The 25,034-nt window shown below is 72.1% G+C and carries 24 protein-coding genes; 11 read left to right on the top strand and 13 right to left on the bottom strand.

Translation table 11 applies throughout. The features are described from left to right. Window positions 1-4 precede the first annotated feature (4 nt). Genes AB0A63_RS01490 through AB0A63_RS01465 form a run of 6 tightly spaced genes read left to right on the top strand, consistent with a single transcriptional unit; the run spans window position 5 to window position 6,688 of the window. On the top strand, window positions 5-1,279 hold the full coding sequence (locus AB0A63_RS01490; RefSeq protein WP_360384055.1) for a sugar ABC transporter substrate-binding protein: 1,275 nt from the start codon (window positions 5-7) through the stop codon (window positions 1,277-1,279). Beyond that, the gene (locus AB0A63_RS01485; protein ID WP_360384052.1) at window positions 1,276-2,172 is read left to right on the top strand and encodes a sugar ABC transporter permease; all 897 of its coding nucleotides are present in this window, start codon (window positions 1,276-1,278) and stop codon (window positions 2,170-2,172) included. The genes AB0A63_RS01490 and AB0A63_RS01485 overlap by 4 nt, the downstream gene beginning before the upstream one ends. A 2-nt stretch (window positions 2,173-2,174) precedes the next feature. Continuing rightward, window positions 2,175-2,987 (top strand): carbohydrate ABC transporter permease, encoded by an 813-nt coding sequence (locus tag AB0A63_RS01480; protein ID WP_360384049.1) that lies wholly within the window; start codon window positions 2,175-2,177, stop codon window positions 2,985-2,987. Window positions 2,988-2,998: 11 nt separating this feature from the next. Continuing rightward, window positions 2,999-4,570 carry a glucoamylase family protein gene (locus tag AB0A63_RS01475; RefSeq protein ID WP_360384045.1) on the top strand — a complete coding sequence of 524 codons (1,572 nt, stop codon included), beginning with the start codon at window positions 2,999-3,001 and terminating at the stop codon, window positions 4,568-4,570. A gap of 14 nt (window positions 4,571-4,584) precedes the next feature. Beyond that, complete coding sequence (locus AB0A63_RS01470) at window positions 4,585-6,423, top strand: glycoside hydrolase family 3 N-terminal domain-containing protein (RefSeq protein ID WP_360384043.1); 1,839 nt, start codon at window positions 4,585-4,587, stop codon at window positions 6,421-6,423. Window positions 6,424-6,478: 55 nt separating this feature from the next. Further along, window positions 6,479-6,688 (top strand): DUF2795 domain-containing protein, encoded by a 210-nt coding sequence (locus AB0A63_RS01465; RefSeq protein WP_360384040.1) that lies wholly within the window; start codon window positions 6,479-6,481, stop codon window positions 6,686-6,688. A 76-nt stretch (window positions 6,689-6,764) separates the two neighbouring features. Here AB0A63_RS01465 and AB0A63_RS01460 read toward each other — a convergent pair whose 3' ends face one another. Continuing rightward, window positions 6,765-7,301: a GNAT family protein gene (locus tag AB0A63_RS01460; RefSeq protein WP_360384038.1), complete on the bottom strand. Its 537-nt coding sequence runs from the start codon at window positions 7,299-7,301 to the stop codon at window positions 6,765-6,767. Window positions 7,302-7,448: 147 nt separating this feature from the next. Further along, a complete protein-coding gene (locus AB0A63_RS01455) occupies window positions 7,449-8,426 on the bottom strand; it encodes a YafY family protein (protein WP_360384035.1) in 978 nt (325 codons plus the stop codon). Window positions 8,427-8,518: 92 nt separating this feature from the next. Here AB0A63_RS01455 and AB0A63_RS01450 point away from each other — a divergent pair, with 92 nt between their 5' ends. From AB0A63_RS01450 to AB0A63_RS01440, 3 genes are read left to right on the top strand one after another with little or no spacing between them, the layout of a single operon-like run. Next, the gene (locus AB0A63_RS01450; RefSeq protein ID WP_360384032.1) at window positions 8,519-8,917 is read left to right on the top strand and encodes a VOC family protein; all 399 of its coding nucleotides are present in this window, start codon (window positions 8,519-8,521) and stop codon (window positions 8,915-8,917) included. A gap of 35 nt (window positions 8,918-8,952) precedes the next feature. Then, the gene (locus tag AB0A63_RS01445) at window positions 8,953-9,426 is read left to right on the top strand and encodes a DNA topology modulation protein FlaR (protein ID WP_360384029.1); all 474 of its coding nucleotides are present in this window, start codon (window positions 8,953-8,955) and stop codon (window positions 9,424-9,426) included. Further along, window positions 9,419-10,999, top strand: coding sequence for a hypothetical protein (locus tag AB0A63_RS01440; RefSeq protein WP_360384026.1), 1,581 nt, complete (start codon window positions 9,419-9,421; stop codon window positions 10,997-10,999). Before AB0A63_RS01445 ends, AB0A63_RS01440 begins: the two co-directional genes overlap by 8 nt. Window positions 11,000-11,020: 21 nt before the next feature. Here AB0A63_RS01440 and AB0A63_RS01435 read toward each other — a convergent pair whose 3' ends face one another. From AB0A63_RS01435 to AB0A63_RS01400, 8 genes are all read right to left on the bottom strand, one after another. After that, complete coding sequence (locus AB0A63_RS01435; protein ID WP_360384023.1) at window positions 11,021-12,367, bottom strand: LLM class flavin-dependent oxidoreductase; 1,347 nt, start codon at window positions 12,365-12,367, stop codon at window positions 11,021-11,023. A 2-nt stretch (window positions 12,368-12,369) separates the two neighbouring features. Further along, window positions 12,370-13,530: an ROK family protein gene (locus AB0A63_RS01430; RefSeq protein ID WP_360384020.1), complete on the bottom strand. Its 1,161-nt coding sequence runs from the start codon at window positions 13,528-13,530 to the stop codon at window positions 12,370-12,372. Next, the gene (locus tag AB0A63_RS01425; protein WP_360384017.1) at window positions 13,527-13,880 is read right to left on the bottom strand and encodes a ferredoxin family protein; all 354 of its coding nucleotides are present in this window, start codon (window positions 13,878-13,880) and stop codon (window positions 13,527-13,529) included. The genes AB0A63_RS01430 and AB0A63_RS01425 overlap by 4 nt, the downstream gene beginning before the upstream one ends. Then, window positions 13,877-15,433: an FAD-binding protein gene (locus tag AB0A63_RS01420; protein ID WP_360384014.1), complete on the bottom strand. Its 1,557-nt coding sequence runs from the start codon at window positions 15,431-15,433 to the stop codon at window positions 13,877-13,879. The genes AB0A63_RS01425 and AB0A63_RS01420 overlap by 4 nt, the downstream gene beginning before the upstream one ends. Window positions 15,434-15,442: 9 nt before the next feature. Further along, the gene (locus AB0A63_RS01415) at window positions 15,443-16,294 is read right to left on the bottom strand and encodes an ABC transporter permease (protein WP_360384011.1); all 852 of its coding nucleotides are present in this window, start codon (window positions 16,292-16,294) and stop codon (window positions 15,443-15,445) included. After that, a complete protein-coding gene (locus tag AB0A63_RS01410; RefSeq protein ID WP_360384008.1) occupies window positions 16,291-17,112 on the bottom strand; it encodes an ABC transporter ATP-binding protein in 822 nt (273 codons plus the stop codon). Before AB0A63_RS01410 ends, AB0A63_RS01415 begins: the two co-directional genes overlap by 4 nt. After that, window positions 17,109-18,113, bottom strand: coding sequence for an ABC transporter substrate-binding protein (locus AB0A63_RS01405; RefSeq protein WP_360384006.1), 1,005 nt, complete (start codon window positions 18,111-18,113; stop codon window positions 17,109-17,111). The genes AB0A63_RS01410 and AB0A63_RS01405 overlap by 4 nt, the downstream gene beginning before the upstream one ends. A gap of 77 nt (window positions 18,114-18,190) precedes the next feature. Then, on the bottom strand, window positions 18,191-18,274 hold the full coding sequence (locus AB0A63_RS01400; RefSeq protein ID WP_360384958.1) for a putative leader peptide: 84 nt from the start codon (window positions 18,272-18,274) through the stop codon (window positions 18,191-18,193). A gap of 229 nt (window positions 18,275-18,503) precedes the next feature. Here AB0A63_RS01400 and AB0A63_RS01395 point away from each other — a divergent pair, with 229 nt between their 5' ends. Next, window positions 18,504-19,415, top strand: coding sequence for a TauD/TfdA family dioxygenase (locus tag AB0A63_RS01395; RefSeq protein WP_360384003.1), 912 nt, complete (start codon window positions 18,504-18,506; stop codon window positions 19,413-19,415). A gap of 105 nt (window positions 19,416-19,520) precedes the next feature. Here the strand turns inward: AB0A63_RS01395 and AB0A63_RS01390 are convergent, their stop codons facing one another. Then, the gene (locus tag AB0A63_RS01390; protein WP_360384000.1) at window positions 19,521-20,510 is read right to left on the bottom strand and encodes a BtrH N-terminal domain-containing protein; all 990 of its coding nucleotides are present in this window, start codon (window positions 20,508-20,510) and stop codon (window positions 19,521-19,523) included. Window positions 20,511-20,719: 209 nt separating this feature from the next. Here AB0A63_RS01390 and AB0A63_RS01385 point away from each other — a divergent pair, with 209 nt between their 5' ends. Continuing rightward, a complete protein-coding gene (locus AB0A63_RS01385) occupies window positions 20,720-22,285 on the top strand; it encodes an ATP-binding protein (RefSeq protein WP_360383998.1) in 1,566 nt (521 codons plus the stop codon). Window positions 22,286-22,315: 30 nt separating this feature from the next. Here AB0A63_RS01385 and AB0A63_RS01380 read toward each other — a convergent pair whose 3' ends face one another. Continuing rightward, complete coding sequence (locus AB0A63_RS01380; protein ID WP_360383995.1) at window positions 22,316-23,782, bottom strand: glycoside hydrolase; 1,467 nt, start codon at window positions 23,780-23,782, stop codon at window positions 22,316-22,318. Between the two features lie 97 nt (window positions 23,783-23,879). After that, the gene (locus AB0A63_RS01375; protein WP_360383991.1) at window positions 23,880-25,028 is read right to left on the bottom strand and encodes a hypothetical protein; all 1,149 of its coding nucleotides are present in this window, start codon (window positions 25,026-25,028) and stop codon (window positions 23,880-23,882) included. Window positions 25,029-25,034: the final 6 nt, after the last annotated feature.

Genomic DNA, 25,034 nt, shown 5'->3' with positions numbered 1-25,034 from the left:
ACCAATGGTGCGCAAGACCGCCAAGTCGCTCGCGGGCCTGTCCGCCCTGGTGCTGGTGCTCGCCGCGTGCGGGCGCGGTGACGACCGGGCCGGTGGCCAGCAGGGAGGCGACATCTCCCAGGGACCCGCCACGGGCACCGTCACCGTCTGGGCCATGGGCGCCGAGGGGGAGAAGCTGCCTGCCCTCGCCGAGGAGTTCGAGAAGGCCAACCCCGGTGTGGACGTCCAGGTCACCGCGATCCCGTGGGACGCCGCACACAACAAGTTCACCTCGGCGATCACCGCGGGCCAGGCGCCCGACGCGGCCATGGTCGGCTCGACGTGGATGGGGGAGTTCGCGGGCATGGGCGCGCTCGACCCGACCCCGTCGTCGATCGACAAGGGCGCGTTCTTCGACGGCGCGCAGCGCACCACCGAGGTCGGCGGCACCTCCTACGGCATCCCCTGGTACGTCGAGACGCGGCTCGTCTACTACCGCAAGGACCTCGCCAAGACCGCGGGCTTCGAGACGCCGCCGAAGGACTGGGCCGGCCTCAAGGAGATGGCCAAGGCCATGCAGGCCAAGGCGGGCGCCAAGTTCGGGATCGGCCTGCAGGCGGGCGGAACCGGTTCGTGGCAGTCGCTGCTGCCCTTCGCCTGGTCCAACGGCGCGCAGCTGACCAAGGACGACGGTGCCGCCTACAACTTCGACAGCCCGGAGCTGAAGGAGACGCTGGAGTACTACGGCTCCTACTTCTCCGAGGGCATCGCGGACGGGGAAGCACCCGCGCAGCCCACGACCGAACCCGACTTCGTCAGCGGCCGCGTGCCGATGTTCATCTCCGGTCCCTGGATGATGTCCGCGGTCGAGAAGCTCGGCGGTGAGGGTTTCAAGGACAAGTACGACGTCATGCCGATGCCGGTCAAGAAGACCTCGTCGAGCTTCGTCGGCGGCTCCAACTTCGTGGTGTTCAAGGAGACGAAGAACCGCGACTCGGCCTGGAAGTTCGTGAGCTGGCTCGCCGACGCCAAGACGCAGGTCAAGTGGTACCGGCAGTCCACGGACCTGCCGTCGGTGAAGAGCGCGTGGCAGGACCCGGCGCTCACCGCCGACACCAAGCTCGCGACGTTCGGCAAGCAGCTCGACACCGCCCAGTCGCCGCCCACCTTCGCCACCTGGGAGCAGGTGATCACCGCGCTCGACACCGAGGTCGAGAAGGTGGCCCGCTCCGGTGCCGACCCGGCCGGCGCGCTGAAGGCGGCCCAGTCGGCGGCCGACTCCATCGGCACCGGCAGGTGAGCTCGCCCGCCGCGGCCCGCCGCCGCGGGGTCGAGCGGGCGGCGTGGGGCCTGGTCGTCCCGTTCTGCGTGCTGTTCCTCGTGTTCACGGCCTGGCCGGTGCTCCAGTCGCTGTTCATGAGCCTCACCGACACCCGCAACCGCGACCTGCGCACGCCGTTCGCGGTGGAGTTCGTCGGGCTCGAGAACTACGTGCGGGCGTTCGCGGACCCGCTGTTCCGCACGGCCGCCGCGAACACCGCGTACTTCGTGCTCGTCGGCGTGCCGCTCACGCTGGGCATCGCGCTGCTGGCCGCCGTGGTGCTGGACAAGGGCATCACCCGGTTCCGCGCGTTCTTCCGGCTGGGCTTCTACACCCCGGTGATCACCTCGATCGTCGCGGTCGCGGTGGTGTGGCGGTTCCTGCTGCAGGACGAGTTCGGCCTGGTCAACACCGTGCTCGGCTGGTTCGGGATCGACGGGCCGAACTGGCTCGGCGACCCGGACTGGTCGATGCCCGCGTTGATCCTGATGGCCGCGTGGCGCAACTTCGGCACCGCGATGATCATCTTCCTGGCCGGGTTGCAGGCGGTGCCCGCGTCGCTGCACGAGGCGGCGTCCATCGACGGCGCGGGGTCGCTCAAGCGGTTCCGGCACATCACGCTGCCGCTGCTGCGCCCGACGATCCTGTTCGTGTCGGTCACCACGGCGATCGGCTACCTGCAGTTCTTCGAGGAGCCCTACGTCATGACCAACGGCGGCCCGCTCAACTCGACGATCTCCGCGTCGATGTACACCTACCGGCAGTTCGGGTTCGGCAACTACGGCTACGCCTCCGCGATGAGCTACCTGATCTTCGTCGTCATCGCCGTCGTCACCGCCCTGCAGTTCCGGCTGCTGCGGGAGAGGGGCTGAGCATGAGGAACCGCTGGTGGCTCTACGTCCCGCTGACGGTCGCGTTCGCCGCCGTCGTCGCGCCGTTCGCGTGGATGGTGCTGGGCAGCTTCAAGGGCGAGGGCGAGATCCGGGCGAACCCGCCGACGTGGTGGCCCGGCACGGCGTCGCTGGACAACTACACGCAGCTGTTCTCCCGGCTGCAGTTCGGCACGTACTTCCTCAACTCCACGATCGTCGCGGTGGCCGTGACGGCCGGGAACCTGCTGTTCTGCTCGATGGTCGGCTACGCGCTCGCCAAGCTGGAGTTCCGCGGCAGGCGGACGCTGTTCCTGGTCGTGATGGCGACGCTGATGATCCCGGGCGTGGTCACGTTCGTGCCGCTGTACGTCCTGGTCGTCAACGCCGGGCTGGCGAACTCGTTGCCCGCGTTGATCCTGCCGTTCCTCGTCTCGCCGTTCGGCGTCTTCCTGATGCGCCAGTTCATCGCCGGCCTGCCGAGCGAACTGCTCGACGCCGGCCGGGTCGACGGTGCGGGCGAGCTGCGGATCTTCGCCAGGATCGTGCTGCCGCTGTGCGGGCCCGCGCTCGCCACGCTCGGCATCCTCACGTTCCTGGGCAGCTGGAACAACTTCCTGTGGCCGCTCGTCGTGGCGCAGCAGGAGAGCGAGTACACGCTCCCGGTCGCGCTCGCCCTCTACTCGACCGGCCAGAACTCCATCCAGTACGGCCTGCTGCTGGCCGGGGCCACCATCGTCGTCGTGCCGGTGCTGGCCGTGTTCCTGGTCTTCCAGCGGCGTTTCATCGAAGGCATCGCGACCACCGGCATCAAGTGACGAGGTCTCACATGACTGCAAGGATCACCCGCCGAACCGTCCTGCTGGGAACGACAGCGGCACTCGTGGTGCCCGGGGCCGCGTCCGCCGCCCGCGGGTTCGACCGGGAACGCGTTCGCGGCTGGGCCCGCGACACGTGGCGCAGCCTGGTCGCCATGACCCCGGCGAGCACCGGCCTGCCCGCCGACAACATCCCCGAGTCGCTCGCCCCGGCAGACCGGTCCGGCTACACCTCGCCGACCAACATCGGCGGCTACCTGTGGTCGACCGTCGTGGCCAGGGAACTCGGGTTCATCTCGAAGGACGAGGCGTCCGCCCGGCTGGTCCGCACGCTCACCACCCTGGACCGGATGGAGCACCACGTCCCCAGCGGCATGTACTTCAACTGGTACGACGAGGAGACCGGGGAGGCGTTGCGCGCCTGGCCCGGCACCGGCGCCGTCGTGCACCCGTTCTGCTCCAGCGTCGACAACGGCTGGCTCGGCGCCGCCCTGCTCGTCGTGGCCGGGGCCGACCGCGCGGCGGCGGGCCTCGCGCGCCGGATCTTCGCCCGGATGCGCTGGGACTCCTTCTACAACCCCGGTGACGACCCCGCGCACCCCGCGGTGCGGCCCGGCGGCCTGATCCACGGCGGGTTCTTCCCGTTCGACCACGACCGGCCCGGCGGCGTGTACCAGGGCACGCACATCGGCGGCGACCCCGTGTGGCTGACCACCCACCACTACGACACCACCGTGTCCGAAACGCGGATCACCAGCTACCTCGGCATCATCACCGGCCAGGTGCCGGCGAAGCAGTACTTCGCGATGTGGCGGACGTTCCCGGCGTCGTGCGACTGGTCGTGGCACGAGATGCAGCCGGTGGGGGAGAACCGCACCTACTACGGCATCGAGGTCTTCGAAGGCGCCTACACCTACCGCGGCATGCGGATCGTGCCCGGCTGGGGCGGCTCGATGTTCGAGGAGCTGATGCCGGACGTGTTCGTGCCCGAGGCCAGGTGGGCGCCGCGGTCATGGGGCCGCAACCACCCGCTGCACGTGCGGGCGCAACGCGAACACGGCCTGCTGGAGGCGAAGTACGGCTTCTGGGGCTTCAGCCCGTCGAGCAACCCGGCCGGTGGTTACCGCGAGTACGGCGTGGACGCGCTCGGCATGGGGCCCGGCAACGAACCGGGCAACGGCGCCAACGGCTACTTCTCCGACCAGGAGATGACGAACTACGACGCCGGCTTCGGCACGTGCCGCCCGGCCACCGCGCCCACCCCGTCCTACGGCGACGGCGTGGTCACCCCGCACGCGGCGTTCCTGGCGATGATGCACGAGCGCGACGAGGCGTACGCCAACCTGCTGGGCATCGAACGGGACCTGCGCGCCTACGGCCGCGGCGGTTTCTTCGACGCCGTCGCCGTGCGGTCGGGCACCGTCGCGCGGCGCTACCTGTCCCTGGACCAGGCGATGGTCATGGGTGCCATCGGCAACGTCCTGTGCCGTGACGTGGTCCGCCGCGCGTTCTCGACCCCTGCCGTCGAACGCGCGCTGCGCCCGGTGATCGGTGTCGAGGAGTTCGGCGCGAGCCGAGTGTGATGGAGGTTTCTGACATGCGGCCTGTTCGGCTGACATCCGAGGACGGCGTCGAGTACCGCGACCTCAACGGCAACGGCGTCATGGACCCCTACGAGGACCCGCGCCTGCCCGTGGCCGACCGGGTCGAGGACCTGCTGGCGCGGCTGTCGCTGGAGGAGAAGGCCGGTCTGCTGTTCCACACCGTCATCGAGGCGGGTGAGGACGGCACGGTGAAGGAGGCGCCCGGCGCCATCAGCAAGTCGCCCACCAGCGTCGTGGTCACGCAGAAACACCTGTCGCACTTCAACGTTCACGCGCTGCACGACGCGCGCATGGCCGCGCGCTGGCACAACAACCTCCAGCTGATCGCGGAGAGCACCCCGCACGGCATCCCGGTGACCATCTCCACCGACCCGCGGCACGCGTTCCTGGAGAACGCCGGCGTCTCCTTCACCGCCAAGGCGTTCTCGCAGTGGCCCGAGTCGCTGGGCCTGGCCGCGCTCGGCGACCCGGCGCTCGTGGAGCGGTTCGCGGACATCGCCCGCCAGGAGTACGTCGCGGTGGGCATCCGCTGCGCCCTGCACCCGGCGATCGACCTCGCCACCGAACCACGCTGGGCGCGGCAGGCCGGCACGTTCGGCCAGTCCTCGGCGCTGACCGCCGAGCTGGCGGTGGCGTACGTGCGCGGTTTCCAGGGGCCGTCCCTGGGAGCCGGGTCGGTCGCCTGCACCAGCAAGCACTTCCCCGGTGGCGGCCCGCAGAAGGACGGCGAGGACGCGCACTTCCCGTACGGCCGCGAGCAGGTCTACCCCGGTGGCCGCTTCGCCGACCACCTGGCCCCGTTCCGCGCGGTGGTCGAGGCGGGCACGGCGGCGGTGATGCCCTACTACGGCATGCCGGTGGGCCTGGAGGTCGACGGCGAGCCGATCGAGGCGGTCGGCTTCGGCTACAACCGCCAGGTGGTCACCGGCATGCTGCGCGGCGACCTCGGCTTCGACGGCGTGGTCCTCACCGACTGGGAGCTGGTGATGGACAACCACGTCGGCGACAAGGTCCTCCCGGCCCGCGCCTGGGGCGTCGAGCACCTCGACGCGCACGGCAGGATGGAGCTGATCCTCCACGCGGGCGCCGACCAGTTCGGCGGCGAGGAGTGCGTGGACGTGCTGCTCGACCTCGTGGCCCAGGGCCGTGTGACGCAGGCCCGCATCGACGAGTCCGCCCGCCGCCTGCTCACCGCGAAGTTCCGGCTCGGCCTCTTCGACGACCCGTTCGTGGACGAGGACCGCGCGGCCGAGGTGGTGGGACGGCAGGACTTCCGCGACGAGGGCCACGCCGCGCAGGCCCGGTCGGTCACCGTGTTGCAGAACGGTTCCTCGGCGGCGGCCCTGCCCCTGCGGCCCGGCCTGAAGCTCTACGTGGAGAACGTCTCACCCGAGGCCGCCGCCCGCCTGGGCACCGTCGTCGCCACCCCGCAGGAGGCCGACCTGGCGCTCGTGCGGCTCATGGCGCCGTTCGACCCGCGCTCGGACCTGTTCCTGGAGTCGTGGTTCCACCAGGGTTCGCTGGAGTTCCCACCGGGCCTGCCCGCACGCCTGGCCCGCATCGCCGCCGCGTGCCCGCTGGTCGTGGACGTGACCCTGGACCGCGCCGCGGTGCTCACCCCGCTGCTGCCGATCGCCTCCACCCTGGTCGTCAGCTACGGCTCCACCGATGAGGCCCTGGCCGACGCGCTGACGGGCGCGATCCCGCCGCGGGGACGGCTGCCGTTCGACCTGCCGCGCTCGATGGAGCAGGTCCGGCGGCACCCGGAGGACGTGGCGGGGTACGACGACCCGCTGTTCCCGTTCGGGCACGGCCTCCACCCGGCGGGTTAGTCCCGCGCGGTCACGGGTAGCCGGGGGCCACCACACCCCGATGCGGAGGAGAGCGATGAGCGACACGACCACGGTCGACCGGTTGCGCACGGTGCTGGCGGACGCCACCTACCCGGCCGACAAGGGCCAGCTGGTCGACCACGCCTCGCGCAACAACGCCGACGAGGACACGGTCCACGCGCTGCACGCCGTGCCGGACCAGCTGTACGGGTCGTTCGACGAGGTGCTCGACGCGGTGGCCGTGGACCAGTCCCGGGAGGCCTGACCGCTCCGCCGGGTGCTCGTTCCGCTCGGTCACCGACCGGACGGGCACCCGGCGCCGCCCTGGTGCCTCACCCGCGTCAGGGCGTCGTGCCGGACGGCCGGAAGTCGCGCGCCAGCAGCCCGAACAGCAGGTCGTCCGTCCACTCGCCACCGGTCCAGGTGTGCTCGACGCGGTGGCCCTCCTGCCGGAAACCCAGCCGCAGCAACACCTTCACCGACGGCTCGTTGCGCGCGTCGGTCTCGGCGGACACGCGGTGCAGGCCGCGGTCGGTGAACAGGTGCTCCAGCATCCGGTGCACGGCCTCGGTGGCGTAACCGCGGCCCTGGTGGGCGGGAGCGAGGGTGTAGCCGATCTCGGCCTGCATGAGGTTGTCGTGCGTGTTCACGCCGACGTCGCCGATGACGGTGCCGTCGCGGTCGAGGGCGTACTGGAACCAGCCGGGTGCGGCGGGGTCGGTCATCTCGGCGATCATGCGGGTGGCGGCGTCGAGCGGGAACGGGGCGTCCCAGCCCTGGTAGCGGGCGACGTCCGGGTCTGACCGGTAAGCGGCGAGGGCGGGTGCGTCCTCGGGGCGGAACGGCCGGAGCGCGAGACGGGCGCTGGTGAGGAGCACGCGGACAGAGTAGGCGCTGCGGACGGCTCAGAACGCCCGGTTTCACTGAGCCGGCGCGACCAGCGCTCCGGCTTCCAGCGTGCCGACCGCGTCAGCCGCTGAGTTGGCGCGATCAGCGCTCCGGCTTCCGGCGTGCCGACCGCGCGGCTAATCCTCCGGCCGCCGCCGCGCCGACCGCGCCAGTCGCTCAGCCAACTCCGCGACCAGCCCGCGCAGCTCGTCCGGCCGGTCGACCACGAACGGCAGGTCCAGCGCCGCCAGCACACCGGGCAGCCAGTCGAGCCGTTCCACCCGCAGCCCGACCCGCACCCACTCCCCGCCGTCCGGCTCCGGCTCCACCACCGCCACCCCGGCCGGGAGCCGCGCGCGGACCTCATCCGCGTTGCCCCGCACCCGCAGCGCCACCTCGTACCGGTGCGGTGCCGTGGCGAGTCCCGTCACCACCTGCTCCGCCGCGTCGAGCCCCTCGGGCACGGCGAACGTGCCGGGCAACGTCCGCGCGCCGCCGATGCGGTCCAGCCGGAACGTGCGGTCCTCACCGAGCGCCGGGTCGGCGGCCCGCACGTACCACCGGCCCGCGTGGTTGACCAGCCCGTACGGGTGCAGGGTGCGCTCGCTGCGCCGCCCGTCGGCGCCGGTGTACCGGATCGACACCGGCCGCCGGTGCGCCACCGCGTCCGCGAGGGTCAGCAGCACGGCGCCCTCCGGGACGGCGGCCTCCGCGCCGGGAGCGGTGAACGCGAGGGAGCCGAGCACGGCGTCGAGCCGGCGGCCGAGGTGGTCCGGGAGCACTCGGCGGATCTTCGCGGCCGCCGTCTCACCGGCCGCGCCCGCCGCCGTCGTCAGGCCCGTCCGGCGGCCCGCGACCAGGCCGAGCAGCACGGCCAGGGCCTCGTCGTCGGTCAGCATCAGCGGCGGCATGCGGTAGCCGGGGGCCAGCCGGTAGCCGCCGTAGCGGCCGCGCACCGACTCGACCGGGACGTCCAGATCGAGGAGGTGGTCGACGTAGCGCCGCACCGTGCGCTCGTTGACGCCGAGCCGGTCGGCGAGCTCGGCCACGGTTCGCACGCCGCCGGACTGCAGGAGCTCCAGCAGCGTGAGCACTCGGGCGGTGGGCCGGATCATGGCACAAGTCTCCAGGAAATACCGGGCGGGTTCTGCCCGGTATCCGCTTTAGCGTGCGGGCACAGGTACCGACGAACAAAGGGAGAAAGCTCATGGACCTCGTCTCGATCCGCGTCATCACCGCCGACGTCGCCCGCCTCGCCGGGTTCTACGAACGCGCCACCGGCCTCCGCGCCGACTGGGCGACCGAGGACTTCGCCGAGATCAGGACCGGTCGCGCGACCCTCGCGATCGGCAGCACCCGCACCGTGCCGCTGTTCGCGCCCGGTTCCGCACGGCCCGCCGACAACCGCAGCGTCATCATCGAGTTCCTGGTCGACGACGTGGACGCCGTGCACCGGAACCTGACCGGGGTCGTGGACGAGTTCGTCACCGAGCCCACCACGATGCCCTGGGGCAACCGCGCGCTGCTGTTCCGCGACCCCGACGGCAACCTCGTCAACTTCTTCACCCCGGTGACCCCCGAGGCTGTCGCGAAGTTCGCACGCTGACGGCCCGTCTGTGATCCACTGGCAACATGGCGGCAATGGAACGCGTGGTGCTCCTGGGCCGCGGTGCAGCGGGGAAGTCGACGCTGGCGGTCGCACTGGGCAAGGCCACCGGACTGCCCGTCGTCGAGCTGGACAAGCACTTCTGGGGTCCGAAGCTCGAACCGATGACGCACGACCTGTGGGCGATCGTGCAGGGCGAGCTCGCCGAGGCGGACCGGTGGGTCATGGACGGCGACCTCGGTCCGCACGACGTGCTCGCCGTGCGGCTGCGGCGGGCCGACACGGTGGTGCTGCTCGACTTCCCGTTCTGGCGCTGTGCCTGGCGGGCGTTGCTGCGGTCGCGCGAACGGGCCGACTTCTGGGCGTGGCTGTGGTTCTGGCGGCGCCGCAGCCGGCCGTTGCTGCTGGAGGCGGTCAGCGAGCACGCGCCCGGCGCGACGCTGCACGTGCTGCGCGACCCCCGTGCCACCGCCGCGTTCCTGGCGAGCGCCGGGAGTGCCGGTGGATGAGGACGAGTTCACCGTGCCACGGGTCGTGGCGGACACGCTCGCCGGCTGGGACGAGCTGCGGCGGGACGCCGGGAGGGCCGGTGACGAGCAGTTCCGGCGCTGGTACTTCGACGTCGTGTCGACCCACGGCGATCCGCACACCTTCGCGTTCCTGACGTTCGAGACGGCGGTCGAGCTCTTCGACCGGGGGCGTGCCCCCGACGCGTTCCTGTTGCTGGGCTGGCTGGCGCGGCACGTGGGACGCGTACCCGCTGGTGACACGGCGGTGCGCACGGTCATGGCGCTGACCGACACGTGCGCGGTGCGGGCGGTCGACCGGGAGTCGGCCGCGCTGGCGATCGGGGTGCTGCGCGAGGTCGTGGACGGGGTTCGCGCAGCCGGGGACGTCCAGGTGGAGGACGCGGTGTGCCGGGCGTTGTCCACCCTCGCGCACCTGAGCGGCCGGCACGTCACGTCCGGCCGGGCGGGGGTCGAGGAGGTCGCCGCCCTGTGGCGTGAGCTGGGCACCCGGTGCCGCGGCAGCGCCGACCCCGGCCTGCGCGGGTGGCGGGCGCAGGGGCTGGGCAACGAGGCCCTGCTGCGGCTCCAGCTCGGGGACGAGGAGCCCGCACGCCGGCTGCTCGACCTGATCGCGGCCGAGTTCGCGGCCGACCCGCCGGGTGCGTCGGAGGACGTGGACCTGTGGCGTGTCCGGGCACGGCACGCCGCCGGGGTGCTCGACCGGTTCCACGTGGGCGAGCCCGAGTTCGAGCTGGGCCACCTCGAACGCCAGCGGTACTGGGACCGGCGGCGGCGGTCCACCCCGCGCGGGTTCGCGTCCTGGCTGCGGGCCGGCGCACCGCGCAACCACCTGCGCGAGCTGGTCCGCCAGGCCGGGGCCGTGCACCGCAGGTCCGTCGGCACGGTGCGGAGCTGGTTGTGCACCGGAGAGCCGTTCGTCCTGCTGCTGCGCAACTTCGAGCTCACCGAACGCTCCGGGACCTCGACGCTCCTGGCCGGCCCCGACGACCCGGCGGACCACGTCCAGGTGATCAGCCTCGGCGGCGGCGCCACATCCGCGCTGACCGAGCTGGCCGCCTCCGTGCCGCTCGTCCTCGTGGCCAGCACGACCGCCGGTGAGCTGGAGCTGGACCACCAGGACTGGGGTCAGTTCACCGCGCCGGTCCGGCTCTACCTGCCGCACGAGACGTGGTTCGACACCGTGTCGACGCTGATCACCGTCACCGCCCAGGTGGTCGTGTGGGCGGCGGAGCTCACGCCGGGACTGGCGCGGGAGCTGGAGCTCCTGACCGCCGAGGGGCGCGGCGAGGACACGCTGGTCGTGCTCGACCGGCTCGACGACCCGATGACGCAGGCGTTCCTGCCCAGGACCGGTGGTGAACGGCTGACGAAGGACCACCCCGCGCTCGCCCGGTTCCCCCACGTGGTCGACGCGGCGGAGCTGGGAAGCCGGGACCTGGCCGGGTGCCCACCGCTGATCGCCGTGCTCGAACGCCTCGACGCCGCCCACCGGGTGCCGCTGGACCAACGGCTCGCCGACATCGGCGCCCGGCTGGACGCACGGCGAACGTGACCGCCGCGCGTCCGTCGGCGCTCACCCGACCTCGGCGACGACCTCCGTCCCGGCGGCGTACCGGCTGACCGGCCTGGCCAGCCCGTAGTGCTCGCGCAGCGTCCGGCCGGTGTACTCGGTGCGGAACAGGCCGCGCGCCCGCAGCAGCGGCACGACGTGGTCGACGAACTCCTCCAGCCCCGACGGCAGCAGGGGCGCCATCACGTTGAACCCGTCGGCGGCCCCCGTGGTGAACCACAGCTCGACGTGGTCGGCGATCTGCTCGGGCGTGCCCGCGACGACCTGGTGGCCGCGGCCGCCGCCGAGCCGGCCGAGCAGCTGCCGCAGCGTCAGCCGTTCCCGCTCAGCCAGGTCGCGGACCAGCTCGAACCGGCTCTTGGCCCCGTTGATGCGGCTGACCGGCGGCAACGCGGGCAGCGGCGCGTCGAGCGGGTGGCCGGTGAGGTCGACGCCGATCATGTCGGTCAGCTGCCGCACCGCCCGTTCCGGGATGATCAGCTCGTCGAGCTCCGCGGCCAGGCGCCGCGCCTCTGCCTCGGTGCCGCCGAGCACGGGGACGATGCCGGGCAGCACCTTCACGCCGTCCGCCGGCCGACCGGCCGCGACCACCCGGCGCTTGAGGTCGGCGTAGAACGCGGTGGCGTCCTCGTGCGTCTGCTGGGCCGTGAACACCGCCTCCGCCCAGGCCGCCGCGAACGCCCTGCCGTCCTCGCTGGACCCGGCCTGCACCAGCAGCGGACGCCCCTGCGGGCTGCGCACCGCGTTGAGCGGCCCGCGCACGGAGAAGAACCGGCCGCGGTGGCCGACCTCGTGCACCTTCGCCTCGTCGGCGTAGACGCCGGAACCGGGGTCGGCGACGACCGCGTCGTCCTCCCAGGAGTCCCACAGGGCGGTGGTCACGTCCAGGAACTCCGCTGCGCGCTCGTAGCGTTCGGCGTGCTCGGTGTTGACCTCGCGGTTGAAGTTCTGCGCCGACCGGTCCTGGGCGGTCGTGACGATGTTCCAGCCGGCCCGGCCACCGCTGATGTGGTCGAGCGAGGAGAACAGCCGCGCGAGGTTGTAGGGCTCGCTGAACCCGGTGGACGCGGTGGCGATCAGTCCGATGTGGTCGGTCGCCTGCGCCAGCGCGGTGAGCAGGGTGAGCGGTTCGAAGTGACCGGCGGCGGTGTGCCGGACGTCGCCCCAGATCTGCACGCCGTCGGCGAGGAACACCGAGTCGAACGTGCCGCGCTCGGCGGTGCGCGCGAGGTGCTGGAAGTGCGTGACGTCGCCCAGCGCCCGCGGGTCGGTGCGCGAGTGCCGCCAGGCGGCCTCGTGGTGGCCGACGCCCATCAAGAACGCGTTGAGGTGGAGTTCGCGTGCGGACAACTTCAGACTCCCTGCCAGACTGGGTTTCGGATGTTCAAGGGGTCGGCGTAGAGGGCGTCCAGCTGCACGGCACCCGCCGCGACCGCCAGCACGTCCTCGCCGAAGCTGCTCGCCAGCACCGCGTCTGCGGACGCGCGCGACATGGCCGCGACCTCCTCGCGCAGCGCGGCGGCGCAGTCGGGCAGCCGGTTCGTGCCGATCTCGGTGACGACCAGGACCTCCGGGTCGAGGAAGTCGAACAGCACGGCCGCCGCTCTCCCGACCACGCGGGCCCGCTCGACGAGGTCCGCCCGCGCCGCGGGTGACCCGGCCACGGCGTCGTCGACCAGGTCGAAGATCGACGGCCGCCGCACCACCCCGGCCAGGTGGGCCCGCTCGGCCCAGGCGCGGTCGGACACGGTGGCCTCCAGGCACCCGCGCTTGCCGCACCCGCACCGGACGCCGGGGTCGCCCAGCGCCAGGTGCGCCACGTCCCCTGCGGCCGACCGCGGCCCGCGGTGGGTGGTGCCGGCGGTCACGATCGCCGCGTCGACGACGTTGCCGACGAACAGGTGCAGCAACGACTCGCGGCCGCGCGCGGCACCGAAGAGCTGCTCGGCCCGTGCCAGCGCCCTGGCGTGGCTGTCGACCCGCACCGGCAACCCGGTCCTCGCGGTGAGCAGCGCGGCGACCTCGACGTCGCGCCAGCCCAGCGAGGCGTGCCGGACGACCACACCGCCGGTCGGGTCGACCCAGCCGCCCGCTGCCACGCCGAGACCGATCGGGATGTGGCCGGGGAACCGGTCGGCGTGCAGCCGCAGCAGCTCGTCGGCGGCCGTCGTCAGCACCTCGTGCGGGTCGTCCGCCGCGGTGTGCGGGATCGTCCGCCGCACGAGCACCCGGCCGCGCAGGTCGACCAGCGTGATCGTGCTGAACAGGTGCGCGACGTGGACGCCGGCCACGACGTGCCGGCTCGTGTCGACGTCGACCGGCACGTGCGGCCGTCCGATGCCCCGGTACGGCACGGCCTGCGGCACCTCGGCGAGCAGCCCGAGCTCGGTCAGGGCCGCGCAGGCACGGGTCACCGCGGCCGGGCTCAGACCGGACGTGCGGGCGATGGTGCTGCGGGCGATCGGCCCGCACCGCAGCACCGTGCCGAGCACGACCGACGCGGTGCCGCTCACGAGATCAGCGGCGGGGCGGAGGGGGACAGGGCGGGGCCGACGGCGCGCGCCGCGCCCGGCGTGCGGCCGCGGCCCCACCCGATCTCCCTGCGGTAGCTGCCGAGCAGCCCGGTCCGGCGCAGGTGGTCCTCGTCGTGCGCGGGCGACCCCGGTGGCAGCGGGTGGGTCTGCGGTGCCACGAACAGCGCGTCCGCCGGGCAGTTGGCCTCGCACTGGAAGCACGTCTGGCAGTCGGACTGCCTGCTGACCACCGGCAGCCCGTCCGCACCCCGGTCGAACACGTTGGTGGGGCACACCTCGATGCACTTGTCGCAGGCGATGCACTGCGCCGCCGACACCAGCTCGATCACGCCATCACCTCCTGCGGGCGGGCCCACACCTCGTCCAGGCCGCCGGAGGTGATCCGGTGGCGCTGGGCGGGGTCGAGGCCGGGGCGGTCGAGCCGCCTGGCCATGCCGCGGCTCTCCTCCCGCAGCAGGGCGGAGGTGTACATCCACCGCGCGTGCGCGACCATCGCGGCCGCCTGCCGGGCCCGCACGACCGCGGCACCCTCGGCCCGCAGGCCCGACCGCACCGACCGCCAGGTCTCGTCGAGCTCTCCCAGCGCCGCCCGCAGCACGTCGCCGTGGCGCAGGTAGTTCTTGTCGTAGGGCAGGACCTCGGCCTGCACCGCACGGACCACCTCCTCGACGTCGACCTCCGCGGAGCGGCCGGTCGGGCGCAGGCCCGCGCCACCGGCCGCGGTGACCCGCCGGGTGCCGCGGCCGAGCGCGAGCGCGAACCGGGCGGCGGACCGGCCGGCCCACGAGCCGGACGAGATGGCCCACGCGGCGTTGTGGCTGCCACCGCCGGTGAACCCGCCGCAGATCAGCTCGCGCGTGGCGGCGTCACCGGCGGCGTACAGACCGGGAACGGTGGTGGCGCAGCCGTCGTCGACGATCCGGATGCCACCGGTGCCGCGCACGGTGCCCTCGGCCAGCAGCGTCACGGCGAACGGCTCGGTGAACGGGTCGACGCCCAGCCGGTCGAACGTGAGGAAGAAGTTGGGCTGCGCCAGCCGCATCGCCCTGCGCGCCGCGTCGTCGGCCAGGTCCAGCTTGCAGAACACCTTCTCCGACAACAGGGTCCTCGCGATCACCGAACGCCCGCGCTGGCTGCCCGCGCCCTCCAGCACCTCGCCGTCGGCGCGGTAGAAGGTGGCGTAGTTGTAGAACGCGGTCTTCGTGACGGACGTGTGCTCCGGGGCGATGCCGTAGGCGTTGGAGAACTCCATGCCGGACAGCTCGGCGCCGGCCTCCACCGCGAGCAACGCCCCGTCGCCGGTGTTCACGTCGCACCCGAACGCCTTGCTCAGGAACGCGCACCCGCCCGTGGCGACGACCACCGCGCCCGCGCGCACCTCGAACGGCCGACCGGCCTGCCGCCGGTACCCGGCAGCGCCCGCGACCGCGCCGTCGTCGGCGGTGAGCAGCTCGGTGACCGGGCTGTGGTCCAGGACGACGACCCCGGCGCGTTTGACCCGGATCCGCTGGCGCCGCATGTACTCCGGCCCCTGCAGGCCGTTGCGCAGCGGTGTGCCGTCCGGTCCGGTGGGGAACGGGTAGCGCCCGGCGTCGGCCAGCTCGTTGACCCGCTCGTAGGTCTCGTCGAGCACGCGGGCCATCCACCGGCGGTCGGCGAGGTACCCGCCGAGCGCCTCGCGGCTGGCCATGGCCGCCTCACGGGCCTTCTCCTCCGGCGGCACGTACCAGACACCGGTGCCGACGGACGCGGTCGCGCCGCTCGTCCCGCAGTACCCCTTGTCCGCCAGCACGACCGAGGCACCCTGCTCGGCGGCCTTGAGCGCGGCCCACGTGGCGGCCGGACCGCCACCCACCACCAGCACGTCAGCTGTGAGCGTCATGACCCCTCCTCAGGCCCCGACCGGGACGCGCCACGAGGTGAACCGGCGCTCCAGAGCGACCAGCACCTGGTTGAACAGCACGCCGATGGCGGACAGGGTGATGATCCCGGCGTACATCTGCGGGATCGCGAAGTTGAACTGCGAGGCGTTGATCAGGTACCCGAGACCGGCCTTGGCGCCGACCATCTCCGCGGCCACCAGCACGAGGATCGACAACGCGCCGGCGAGCCGGACGCCGGTGAACACCGTGGGCACCGCCGAGGGCAGGATCACCTTCTGGAACAACCGGAAGCCGCTCAGGTCCATCGACCGCGCGAGCCGCAGCAGCGTCGGGTCCACCGCGCGCACGGCGCTGATCGTGTTGAGCAGGACCGGCCAGGTGCAGGCGTAGCAGACGATCGCGATCTTCGACGTCTCGCCGATGCCCAGCAGCAGCACGAACACCGGCAGCAACGCGAGCGCGGCGGTGTTGCGGAAGACCTCCAGCAGCGGGCTGAGCAGGTTCGCGACCGGCTTGTACCAGCCGATCAGCAGCCCGAGCGGGACCGCGGCCGCGACCGCGAGCCCGAAGCCGGACAGCGACCGCACCAGGCTCGCCTGCGTGTTGTCGAGCAGCTTCCCGCTCACCGCGAGGTCCCACCACGACTCCAGGACCGTCGAGAACGGCGGCAGGAACGTGGAGTCCACCAGGCCGAACCGGGGCGCAATCTCCCAGACGGCCAGCACGACCGCGATGGCCACGACCTTGCCCACGGCGGTCAGCAGCGCGTCGGCCAGCCGGGCCACCGCCCCGCGTGGCCGCGCCGGTGCCGGCGGGGCGTGGTCCTCGGTCCGTGACGGGGTCTCCAGCAGCGCGGTCATGCGCCCACCACCTCCTTCTCCTGTTGCTGGGCACGGGACACCTCGTCGTGCAGGAGGTCCCAGATGCGGTGCCGGCAGCGCGCGAACTCGGGGCTCGAGCGCAGGTCGTCCTGCCGGGTCCGGTCACCGAGGTCGATCGGCACGACCTCCTTCACCCGGCCCGGCCGCGAGGTCAGCACGACCACCCGCTGACCGAGGTGGACCGCCTCGTCGATGGAGTGCGTGATGAACACGACGGTCTTGCCGGTGCGCTGCCAGATCCGCAGCAGCTCGTCCTGCAACGACTCGCGGGTCTGCGCGTCGAGCGCGGCGAACGGCTCGTCCATCAGCAGCACCTGCGGGTCGTAGGCGAGGCTGCGGGCGATGGCGACCCGTTGCCGCATGCCGCCGGACAGCTGGTGCGGGTGCCGGTCCTCGAACCCGGTCAGCCCGACCAGGTCGAGGAACTCGCGGGCCCGCCCTGCGCGCTGCCTGCGCGGCACCCCGGTCGCCTCCAGCCCGAACTCGACGTTGCCCTGAGCGGTGCGCCACGGCAGCAGCGCGTACTGCTGGAAGACGATGCCGCGGTCGAGGCCGGGACCGGTGATCGGGCGGCCGTCGAGCAGGATCTCGCCCTCGCTCGGTTCGGTGAGTCCGCCGAGCAGGTCGAGCAGCGTGGACTTGCCGCACCCGCTGGGGCCGACGAGGACGACGAACTCGCCCCGTTCGACGTCGAGGTCGATCCGGTCGACGGCGGTGAACCCGGTGCGCTGCCGGGAACCGCGGACCTTGACGTCGAACCGCTTGGTGACGCCGCGGAAGGCGATGTGCGCGCTCATCGGGCCAGCTCGTTGAACTCGTTGGTGTACAGGTCGGTGAGCCGCACCTGGTCCCGGGTGATCTCCCCGCGCTCGGCGAGCCAGTCGACCCAGATGGACAGCTCCCGGTCGAGGATCTTGCCGCCCTTCTCGGCGACCCCCGTGGACTTCCAGTACCTGAGCGCCGCAGGGTCCTCGTTGCGCCCGCGCCGGGTGAGGACCTCGACCTTGCGCGCCACCACCTCCTCGCGCGGGGTGGTGCGGCTCCACTCGATCGCCTTCGCGATGCCGCTCGTGAACGTCCGGACCGTGCCGGGGTTGTCGCGCAGGAACTTCTCGGTGAAGACGTACGTGCCGGCGGTGAACGGGCCCAGCAGGTCGAAGTCGGAGAACAGCTTGCGCACACCGCCCTTCTCCAGCGCCTTGTCGCGCAGGATGCCGCCGAGCACACCGACCTCGATCTGCTTCTGCCGCACCGACTGCTCGGTGTTGACCGGGGGCACGACGATCGGCTCGACCTTCTTGACCTCGTCCTGGCTCAGGCCTGCCCGCTTGAGGTAGATGCCGAGCATGGCCTCGTGGTGAGCGCCGAGGGTGTTCATGCCGACCTTCTTGCCGAGCAGGTCGCGGGCCGTGCGGACCGGGCTGTCGTCGAGCACGTAGAAGCCGCTGTAGGCGTTCTCGTCGGCGCCGTAGTAGCCGATCACGGACCGGATCGGCGCTCCGGCGGCCTTGAGCTTGACCACGGCGCCGTTGAACGCGCCGCCGAAGTCGACCTGCCCGGTGGCGGCGGACTGGATGTCCTGCGGGCCGCTGATCGTGTTGCCGACCCACTCGAGCTTCACGTCGCCGAGGTAGCCCAGCTCCGCTGCCAGCTCCGGCAGCGTCACGTCGCCCGCCCAGCCCTGGTAGCGCAGCGTCTTGGTCTCGACGCCGGCACCGGCGGCGGTGGAGCAGCCGACGGTCGCGGCTGTCAGTCCGAGCAGGGAAAGGCCGAGGAAGTTCCGTCGCGTGGTGGTCACGGCAGGTCCTTTGTCGAAGGGAAGTCGGGCACGCTGAAGAACGGGACGAACGGTCCCGGTGGAAATGCGGAGCGGATTCAGCGACCGGCGCGACAGAAGGCGCTGGCGTGCCGTCGGAGGTCGACGTGCCGGCGCGAGGTGAGAGAGGCGGCTTGGCTCACGGAGCGAGCGTCACACCCGGATCGGACGGGGTCAACGGCCGGACCGCACGTCCCACATCATGGAGCCGGGCTGGACGGTCCCGCCTATTTTTCACGCTGGAAGGAACTCGGCCGGTCAATCCCTTCCAGGTGCTGGGAAGACTTATTTTCCGGCCGCGCGATGTTGCGCACGCGGCGCGGACATCAGCACGGTGGTGGGGAAGTTCGCCACCACGAGAGGAAGTCCGCGATGACCGCACAACTTTCCGCCACCGTCGCCAAACTGGGTGCGGGCATCGGCGCACGCGTCGACGGCGTCCGGCTCGGCGGCGACCTCCCGCAGGACGTCGTGGCGGAGATCAGGGCCGCCCTGCTGGCCAACAAGGTCGTGTTCTTCCGCGACCAGCACCACCTCGACGACGCGGAGCAGCTCGCGTTCGCGCGGCTGCTCGGCAGCCCGACCCTCGCGCACCCCACGGTGAAGGGCCAGAACCACACCAACGTGCTGGCGATCGACTCCGACTACGGCAAGGCCAACAGCTGGCACACCGACGTCACGTTCGTCGACCGCGTGCCCGCGATCAGCATCCTGCGCGCCGTCGAGCTGCCGCCGTACGGGGGCAGCACGGTCTGGGCGAACACCGCACGCGCCTACGACGAGCTGCCCGAGGCGTTGAAGGCGCTCGTGGACCGGCTGTGGGCGGTGCACACCAACGTCTACGACTACGCGGGTCACGTCGACTCGACCCGCATCGGCGGCGTCGACGTGAAGGAACGGGCCTACCGCTCGGAGTTCGAGTCGCAGCGCTACGAGACCGAGCACCCGCTGGTCCGAGTGCACCCGGAGACCGGCGAACGAGCGCTGCTGCTCGGGCACTTCGTCAAGCGGATCGTCGGCCTGACGGCCGCGGAGTCCAAGGCGGTCTTCCAGCTGCTGCAGGACCGCGTCACCCGGCTGGAGAACACCGTGCGCTGGCAGTGGGCCGACGGTGACGTGGCGATCTGGGACAACCGGGCCACCCAGCACTACGGCGTCGACGACTACGACAACGCCCGCCGCCGGCTGCACCGCATCACCCTCGCGGGCGACGTGCCGGTCAGCGTCGAGGGCGTGGCGAGCACGACCGTGGTCGGCGACGCGGCCCACTTCTCCGAACTCTGACGCTCGTTCTCCTCGGGCGCGGTGACGTGGCTGCGGCGTCGTGGCCACGTCCCGGCGGTTCGACCGCGCACGCGCTGCTGTCGTGGCCTGGTCGGCACGGCCGGTTCAGCCGGTGTCCACGCGGGCCAGCACCTCCATCGCGGTCCGCTCCCGTTCCGCCAGCTCGCCCAGGACCGCCGCTGCCCGGTCCAGCCGCCCCTGGTCACCCGTCTCCCCGGCCGCGGCGATGTGGTCGGCCACCTCGGTCCACAGCGGCGCGATCGCGGCGTACAGCCCGTGGCCGTGCCGCAGGGTGTCGTCGCCGGTGAGCTCGGCGGCCTCGGCGAGGAAGTCCCGGTACAGCGCGCGGAACAGCGATCCGCCGGTGCCGCCGCGTTCCATCAGCATCGCGGCGAGCGGGAGGTCGCGGGACGGGTCGCCGGCCCGGTCGAACCACCGCGCCACCCGCTTCGCCGCCGTGGTGATGCCGCGGTGCCCGAGGTTGGCGATGGGCGGGGTGAGGAACGCGTGTGCGTTGGCGCGCACCGCTTCCCGGACCGCGCGTCCGAGCTCGGGACGGCCGGTGGGCGCGGTGGCGGTGTAGGAGAGGTTGCGGGCGGTCATCGGTCCGCGTTCGGCACGGGCCTTCGCCAGGCTCGCCAGCGTCGTGGTGACGTTGCCGCCCTGCTGAGCCGTGTCGACGAGGTGGGCGGTGTCGTCGTCGTAGCCGTGGATCGCGACGAAGTGACCTCCGAAGTGGACTTTCGTCGTGAAGTGGTCGAGGTGGAACGAGTCCAGCTGCAGGCCGACCGGGCGGCCCGCGGACAGGTGGGTGACGACGTTCTGCCACGCCTTGCGCGGCGAGGTGGTCTCCTCGGCGCGCAGGTCGAGGCCCAGCCTGGTGGCCGCGGTCCGGGTGAGCGCGAACGGCTTGACGCGTCCGCCGAGGAACGGGAAGTCGAGGCTTTTCGCATCCCAGTAGACGAAGCCCAGGCCTTCGCCGAGGCCGAACAGCAGCGGTTCGGACAGGTCGAGGCCCTCGTGGCGCAGCAGGGCGCCGAGGGTGGTGGTCTCGCAGTGCTGACCGCGGGGGAACGAGACGTCGTCGATGATCATGTGGCTTCCTGGGCTGGTGCGTCGTGCGGGGGTGCGGTCAGTCTCGACCCTCCCACGGTGTGAGGGTCAACGGCGACGAGCGGTTCACCGAGGGCCGTGGTCACGCTCACTCACCCGGCCGTCACGACGGGAACGGCCCCTTCTCTACGATTGCGCGACTCGTCGAGGGGACGAGCGCGGCGCCTCGGCGCCGGTGCCGGGGAGGTGTTGTGCGGACGAGTCCGGACTCCGGGGCGCTGCTCGGCGGCCCGTCGCTGCGGCGGTGGTCGCTGCTGATCTCGGTGGCGCTCGTCGTCGTCCTGCTCGGGGCGACGGTGGCCGTGCTGCTGGCCATCGGCGACCTGTCCAGGGCGCGCTCGCGGTTGCTCGACGTCGTCGGGCCAGCGGTCGTGAGCTCGCAGCAGCTCGGCACCCTCGTGGTGGACCAGGAGAACGGCGTCCGGGGCTACCTGCTGAGCGGCAGCGAGGCGTTCCTCGACCCGTACCGCGACGCGGGGGAACGCCAGGCCGCTGCACGCGCGACCGTCGAGGCGACGAACGACCCGGCCGTGCTGCGGGCGCTGACCGCGCTGGACGGGGCGTTGGCGGACTGGCGTGGTGACTACGCCGACCCCGCGGTCGCCGCGGTGCGGACGGGCGGCGTCGTTCCGGCCGAGGCGCTGGGCAAGCAGCGGTTCGACGCGGTGCGCGCGGCGTTGTCGGCGTTGCAGGACGAGATCGCCGCCCAGCGCGCCGCCGGACGGGCCGCGCTCAACGACGCGTCCACGCGGATGGCGGTGACGTGCATCGTCGCGATGGCCGTGCTGCTGGCCGCCGTGCTCGGGTGTGTGGTGGCGCTGCGGGTGTTCGTCGTGGCGCCGTTGGGCAGGCTGCGCCGGCAGGTCGGGACGGTGGCGGGCGGGTCGTTCGCGCACACCGTGGCCGCGACCGGGCCGACGGAGCTGCGCGAGCTCGGCGTCGACGTCGACACCATGCGCACCCGGATCGTCGCCGAGCTGGAGCAGGCGCGGGAGCGCAACGCCGCGCTCGACGCCGCCACGACCGAGCTGCGCCGCTCCAACGCCGAGCTCGAGCAGTTCGCCTACGTCGCCTCCCACGACCTGCAGGAGCCGCTGCGCAAGGTCGCGAGCTTCTGCCAGCTGCTGGAGAAGCGCTACGGCGACCAGCTCGACGAGCGCGCCACGCAGTACATCGACTTCGCCGTGGACGGCGCGAAGCGCATGCAGCTGCTCATCAACGACCTGCTCGCGTTCAGCCGGGTGGGCCGCATGCGCGACAAGCAGGTGGTGGTCCTGGCCGGTGACCTGGTCGACGAGGCCCGCCGCAACCTCGCGCTGTCGATCGAGTCCTCGGGAGCGCGGATCGACGTGGGACCGCTGCCCGAGGTCAGGGGAGAGGTCCGGCTGCTGGTCGGGGTGTTCCAGAACCTCATCGGCAACGCGCTGAAGTTCCACGGCGACGAGCCGCCGCACGTGCGCATCGCGGCCGAGCCCGGTGAGGACGACACGTGGTGGTTCTCGGTGAGCGACAACGGGATCGGCATCGACGAGCAGTACGCCGAGCGGATCTTCGTGATCTTCCAGCGCCTGCACGCCAAGGACCGCTACCCCGGCACCGGCATCGGGCTCGCGATGTGCCGCAAGATCGTCGAGTTCCACGGCGGCCGCATCTGGCTGGACACGGAGGCCACCGGGGTGAACGCGGGCACGACCGTCCGCTTCACGCTGCCGCGGGTCGGCGCGGACGCCCCGGTGACCGTGTCCGGAACCCCGTGAGGTCGCACGGGAGTCGCTGACCGCTCCGGCTCAGACGGCCACCCCGTCGAGCTGGAAGGTCTGCACCTGGCCCGGTGCGAAGGCGACCCGCAGCAGCTTGCCGTCCAGGCGGACGTCCGTGCGCTGCGCGTAGCGGTCGCTGCCGCTGGTCGTGGACGTGGACCAGCGGGTGAGCTGCCCGGTGGGCAGGGTGGTGAACCGGGTCAGGTCGAACGTGGTCGTCTGCGCCGAGGTGGCCGTGTTGACGCCGACCAGGACCAGCCGGCGCGCCACCGGGTCGTAGGCGGTAGCGGCGTTGCCGGTGGACGCGGAGACGATGCGCATGCCCGGCCGGATGTGCCGGGTGAACTGTGCCAGGACGTGCAGCTTGTTCTGCACGGCACCGGCTTCGAGCGTGACCGGGTCGTAGCTGATCAGCGCCCACGCCGGGGTCGGGTCCATCACCTGCCAGAAGCACCACGCGGTCGGGTGCAGCCAGCGCCAGTCCAGGCACAGGTTGCTCGCCATCGACAGGCCCGTGCCGTCCGCGTCGCCGTATTCGGAGTTCCACAGCACCTTGCCCGCCGAGCGGGCGTCGGAGTGCAGCAGGTCGCGGCGCCCGCCGGAACCCTGGTAGCCGTGGACGTTGAGCTGGTCCACGACGGACCGGGTGGTGGCGTCGAACGCGGCCCACGTGCTGCGCGCCGCGTCGTAGCTGGTCTCGTCGGACGCCGCGATCCGCATGCCGGTGAGACCGCGGGCGTTCATCTCCTGCCGGAGGTGCTGGAGCACGACCCGCTGCGTCGCCGGGTCGAAGTGGCAGCCCTCCTGCCTGCCGGTCGCCGACCAGTAGTCCGACGCCGGCTCGTTGAACGGCGAGATCGTGCGGAAGGTGACGCCCCACCGGTCGCGGAACTGCCTGGCCACCTCGGCGAGGTGGGCGGCGTGGGTGCGCTGGTTCCACGTCTGCAGGTTGTCGCTGTTCGCGTCGGCGGCACCGGAGGGGTTGTGGTTGGCGCACATCCACCACGCGGGCGAGTTGGCGAACAGCTCGGTGACGGCACCCCGTTGCGCCGCCTTCACGACGGCCGCGCGTTGCTTGGCGTCGGCGGCCCACTTCCACGCCGCCGACGCCGGGTCGGTGTTGCGCCAGTCCTGCCAGAAGGTCTCGATCTGCTTGAACCGCGGGATGTTCGGCGAGGTGACCATGGTCTCGTCGTTCACGCTGTTCCAGCTGCACGCGCCGAGGTTGTACCGGGCGATGCTGAGCCCCAGGCCGGGTAAAGGCTGTCCTCTGTAGACGACGGTCTTCGTGGTGAACCACAGGTCCGCCAGGTCGTCGCGGTCGCCGAACACGTTGGCCCACCAGGCGAGCGACGTGCCCCAGCCCTCCCACGTGCCGTGGTCTGGACCGGGGTCGACGGTGATGGTCTGGTCCGCGTGGGCGGAACCCGTGCCCACGGCCGCCGCGGCGACGGTGGCGACCGCACCGGACAGCACCGTCCTGCGCGTGACCATGGCAGCTCCTCGGGGTGGTCCGGTTCGGCGGATGACGAACGTGTTGGTGGTAGTTGGCGGCGGTTTGATCAGGTGTCGGTGGTACTTGCAGATGCCGTCAGGAGCAGACGTTCGACGGGCTGTTGTTCAGGGTGAGGTTGCGGAACGTCGTGTTCGTGCCGCAGGGGCTTTCGCGGACGGCCGAGTTGGTCACCGTCAGGTTCTGGACGGTGATGTCGCGGTTGCCGGGGAACTCCGAGCGCGCGGCCAGCCGGATCTCCCCGCCGCCGGTCACCGTGCCGCTCTGTGCCGCCAGGACCACGTTGGTGCAGTTCTCGATCAGCACCGCGTTGTTGCCGGTGTTCGCCAGGTCGATCCGGTCGATCGTCAGGCCACCGCTCTCCGACACGCAGAACACGCCACGGCCGCCACCGCGGGCGCGGACGGTGCCGACCCGGACGTTCGTGGGGTAGGCGGTGCCGATGCGGCCGTTGCGGTTGGCCGTGCGGAACGCCGCGTACCCGGTGCCCGCGCCCGCGTTCTCCGCGTCCACCGTGCCGACCGTCGCGTTGATCGTGTCGTTGAGCAACAGCCCGGACTCGCCGACGTTGCGCGCCGTCACGGTGCCGACCGTGAGGCCGTCCACCCCGTAGGTCTCGACGGCGTGGCTGCTCGCACCGGACACGAACACGTTGTCGATCCGGATGTTGCGGCTCCGCACGCTCGTGTTGCCGCGGTTGTCGATGCGCACGCCCAGGCCGCCGGACAGGCGCATGTCGAGCTGGCCCAGCACGAGGTTGTCGACGTTGCGCATGAAGATCCCGTACAGCGGACGGCCGGTGAGGCTCAGGTAGCGCACCTCCACGTCACGGGTGCCGCGCGAGTAGATCGGCGCCTGGTCGCCGGAGCCGGTGCCGGTCACGTTGATCGTGCCGCACACGTCGATGCCGGTGTAGCTGGGCAGCGAGATCCGCGAGCCCGCGCTCATCGCACCGCTGCCGCGCACCAGGACCCACTGCTTCGCGGTCCGGCCCGCGGTGAGGCTGTCGACGGCGGCTTGGACGGCGGAGCGCATGTCGGTGCCCGTGTAGACGGTCCGGCCGCCGGTGCGGGAGGTCCAGGTGCTGCCGCTGAGCACGGCCTCGGCGTTGAACGCCCGGTCACCGCAGGCCAGCGCCCGCACCTCGGCGTGGGCCACCGGCACGAGGCCGCCGATCACGACCGCTGCCGCCGCTGCCGCGCTCATCCACGTCCTGGTCGAGGGCATGCGAAG

It is taken from the genome of Lentzea sp. NPDC042327 (assembly GCF_040647275.1).
Classification (GTDB): Bacteria; Actinomycetota; Actinomycetes; order Mycobacteriales; family Pseudonocardiaceae; genus Lentzea.
This window is presented reverse-complemented; position numbering and strand designations above follow the sequence as displayed.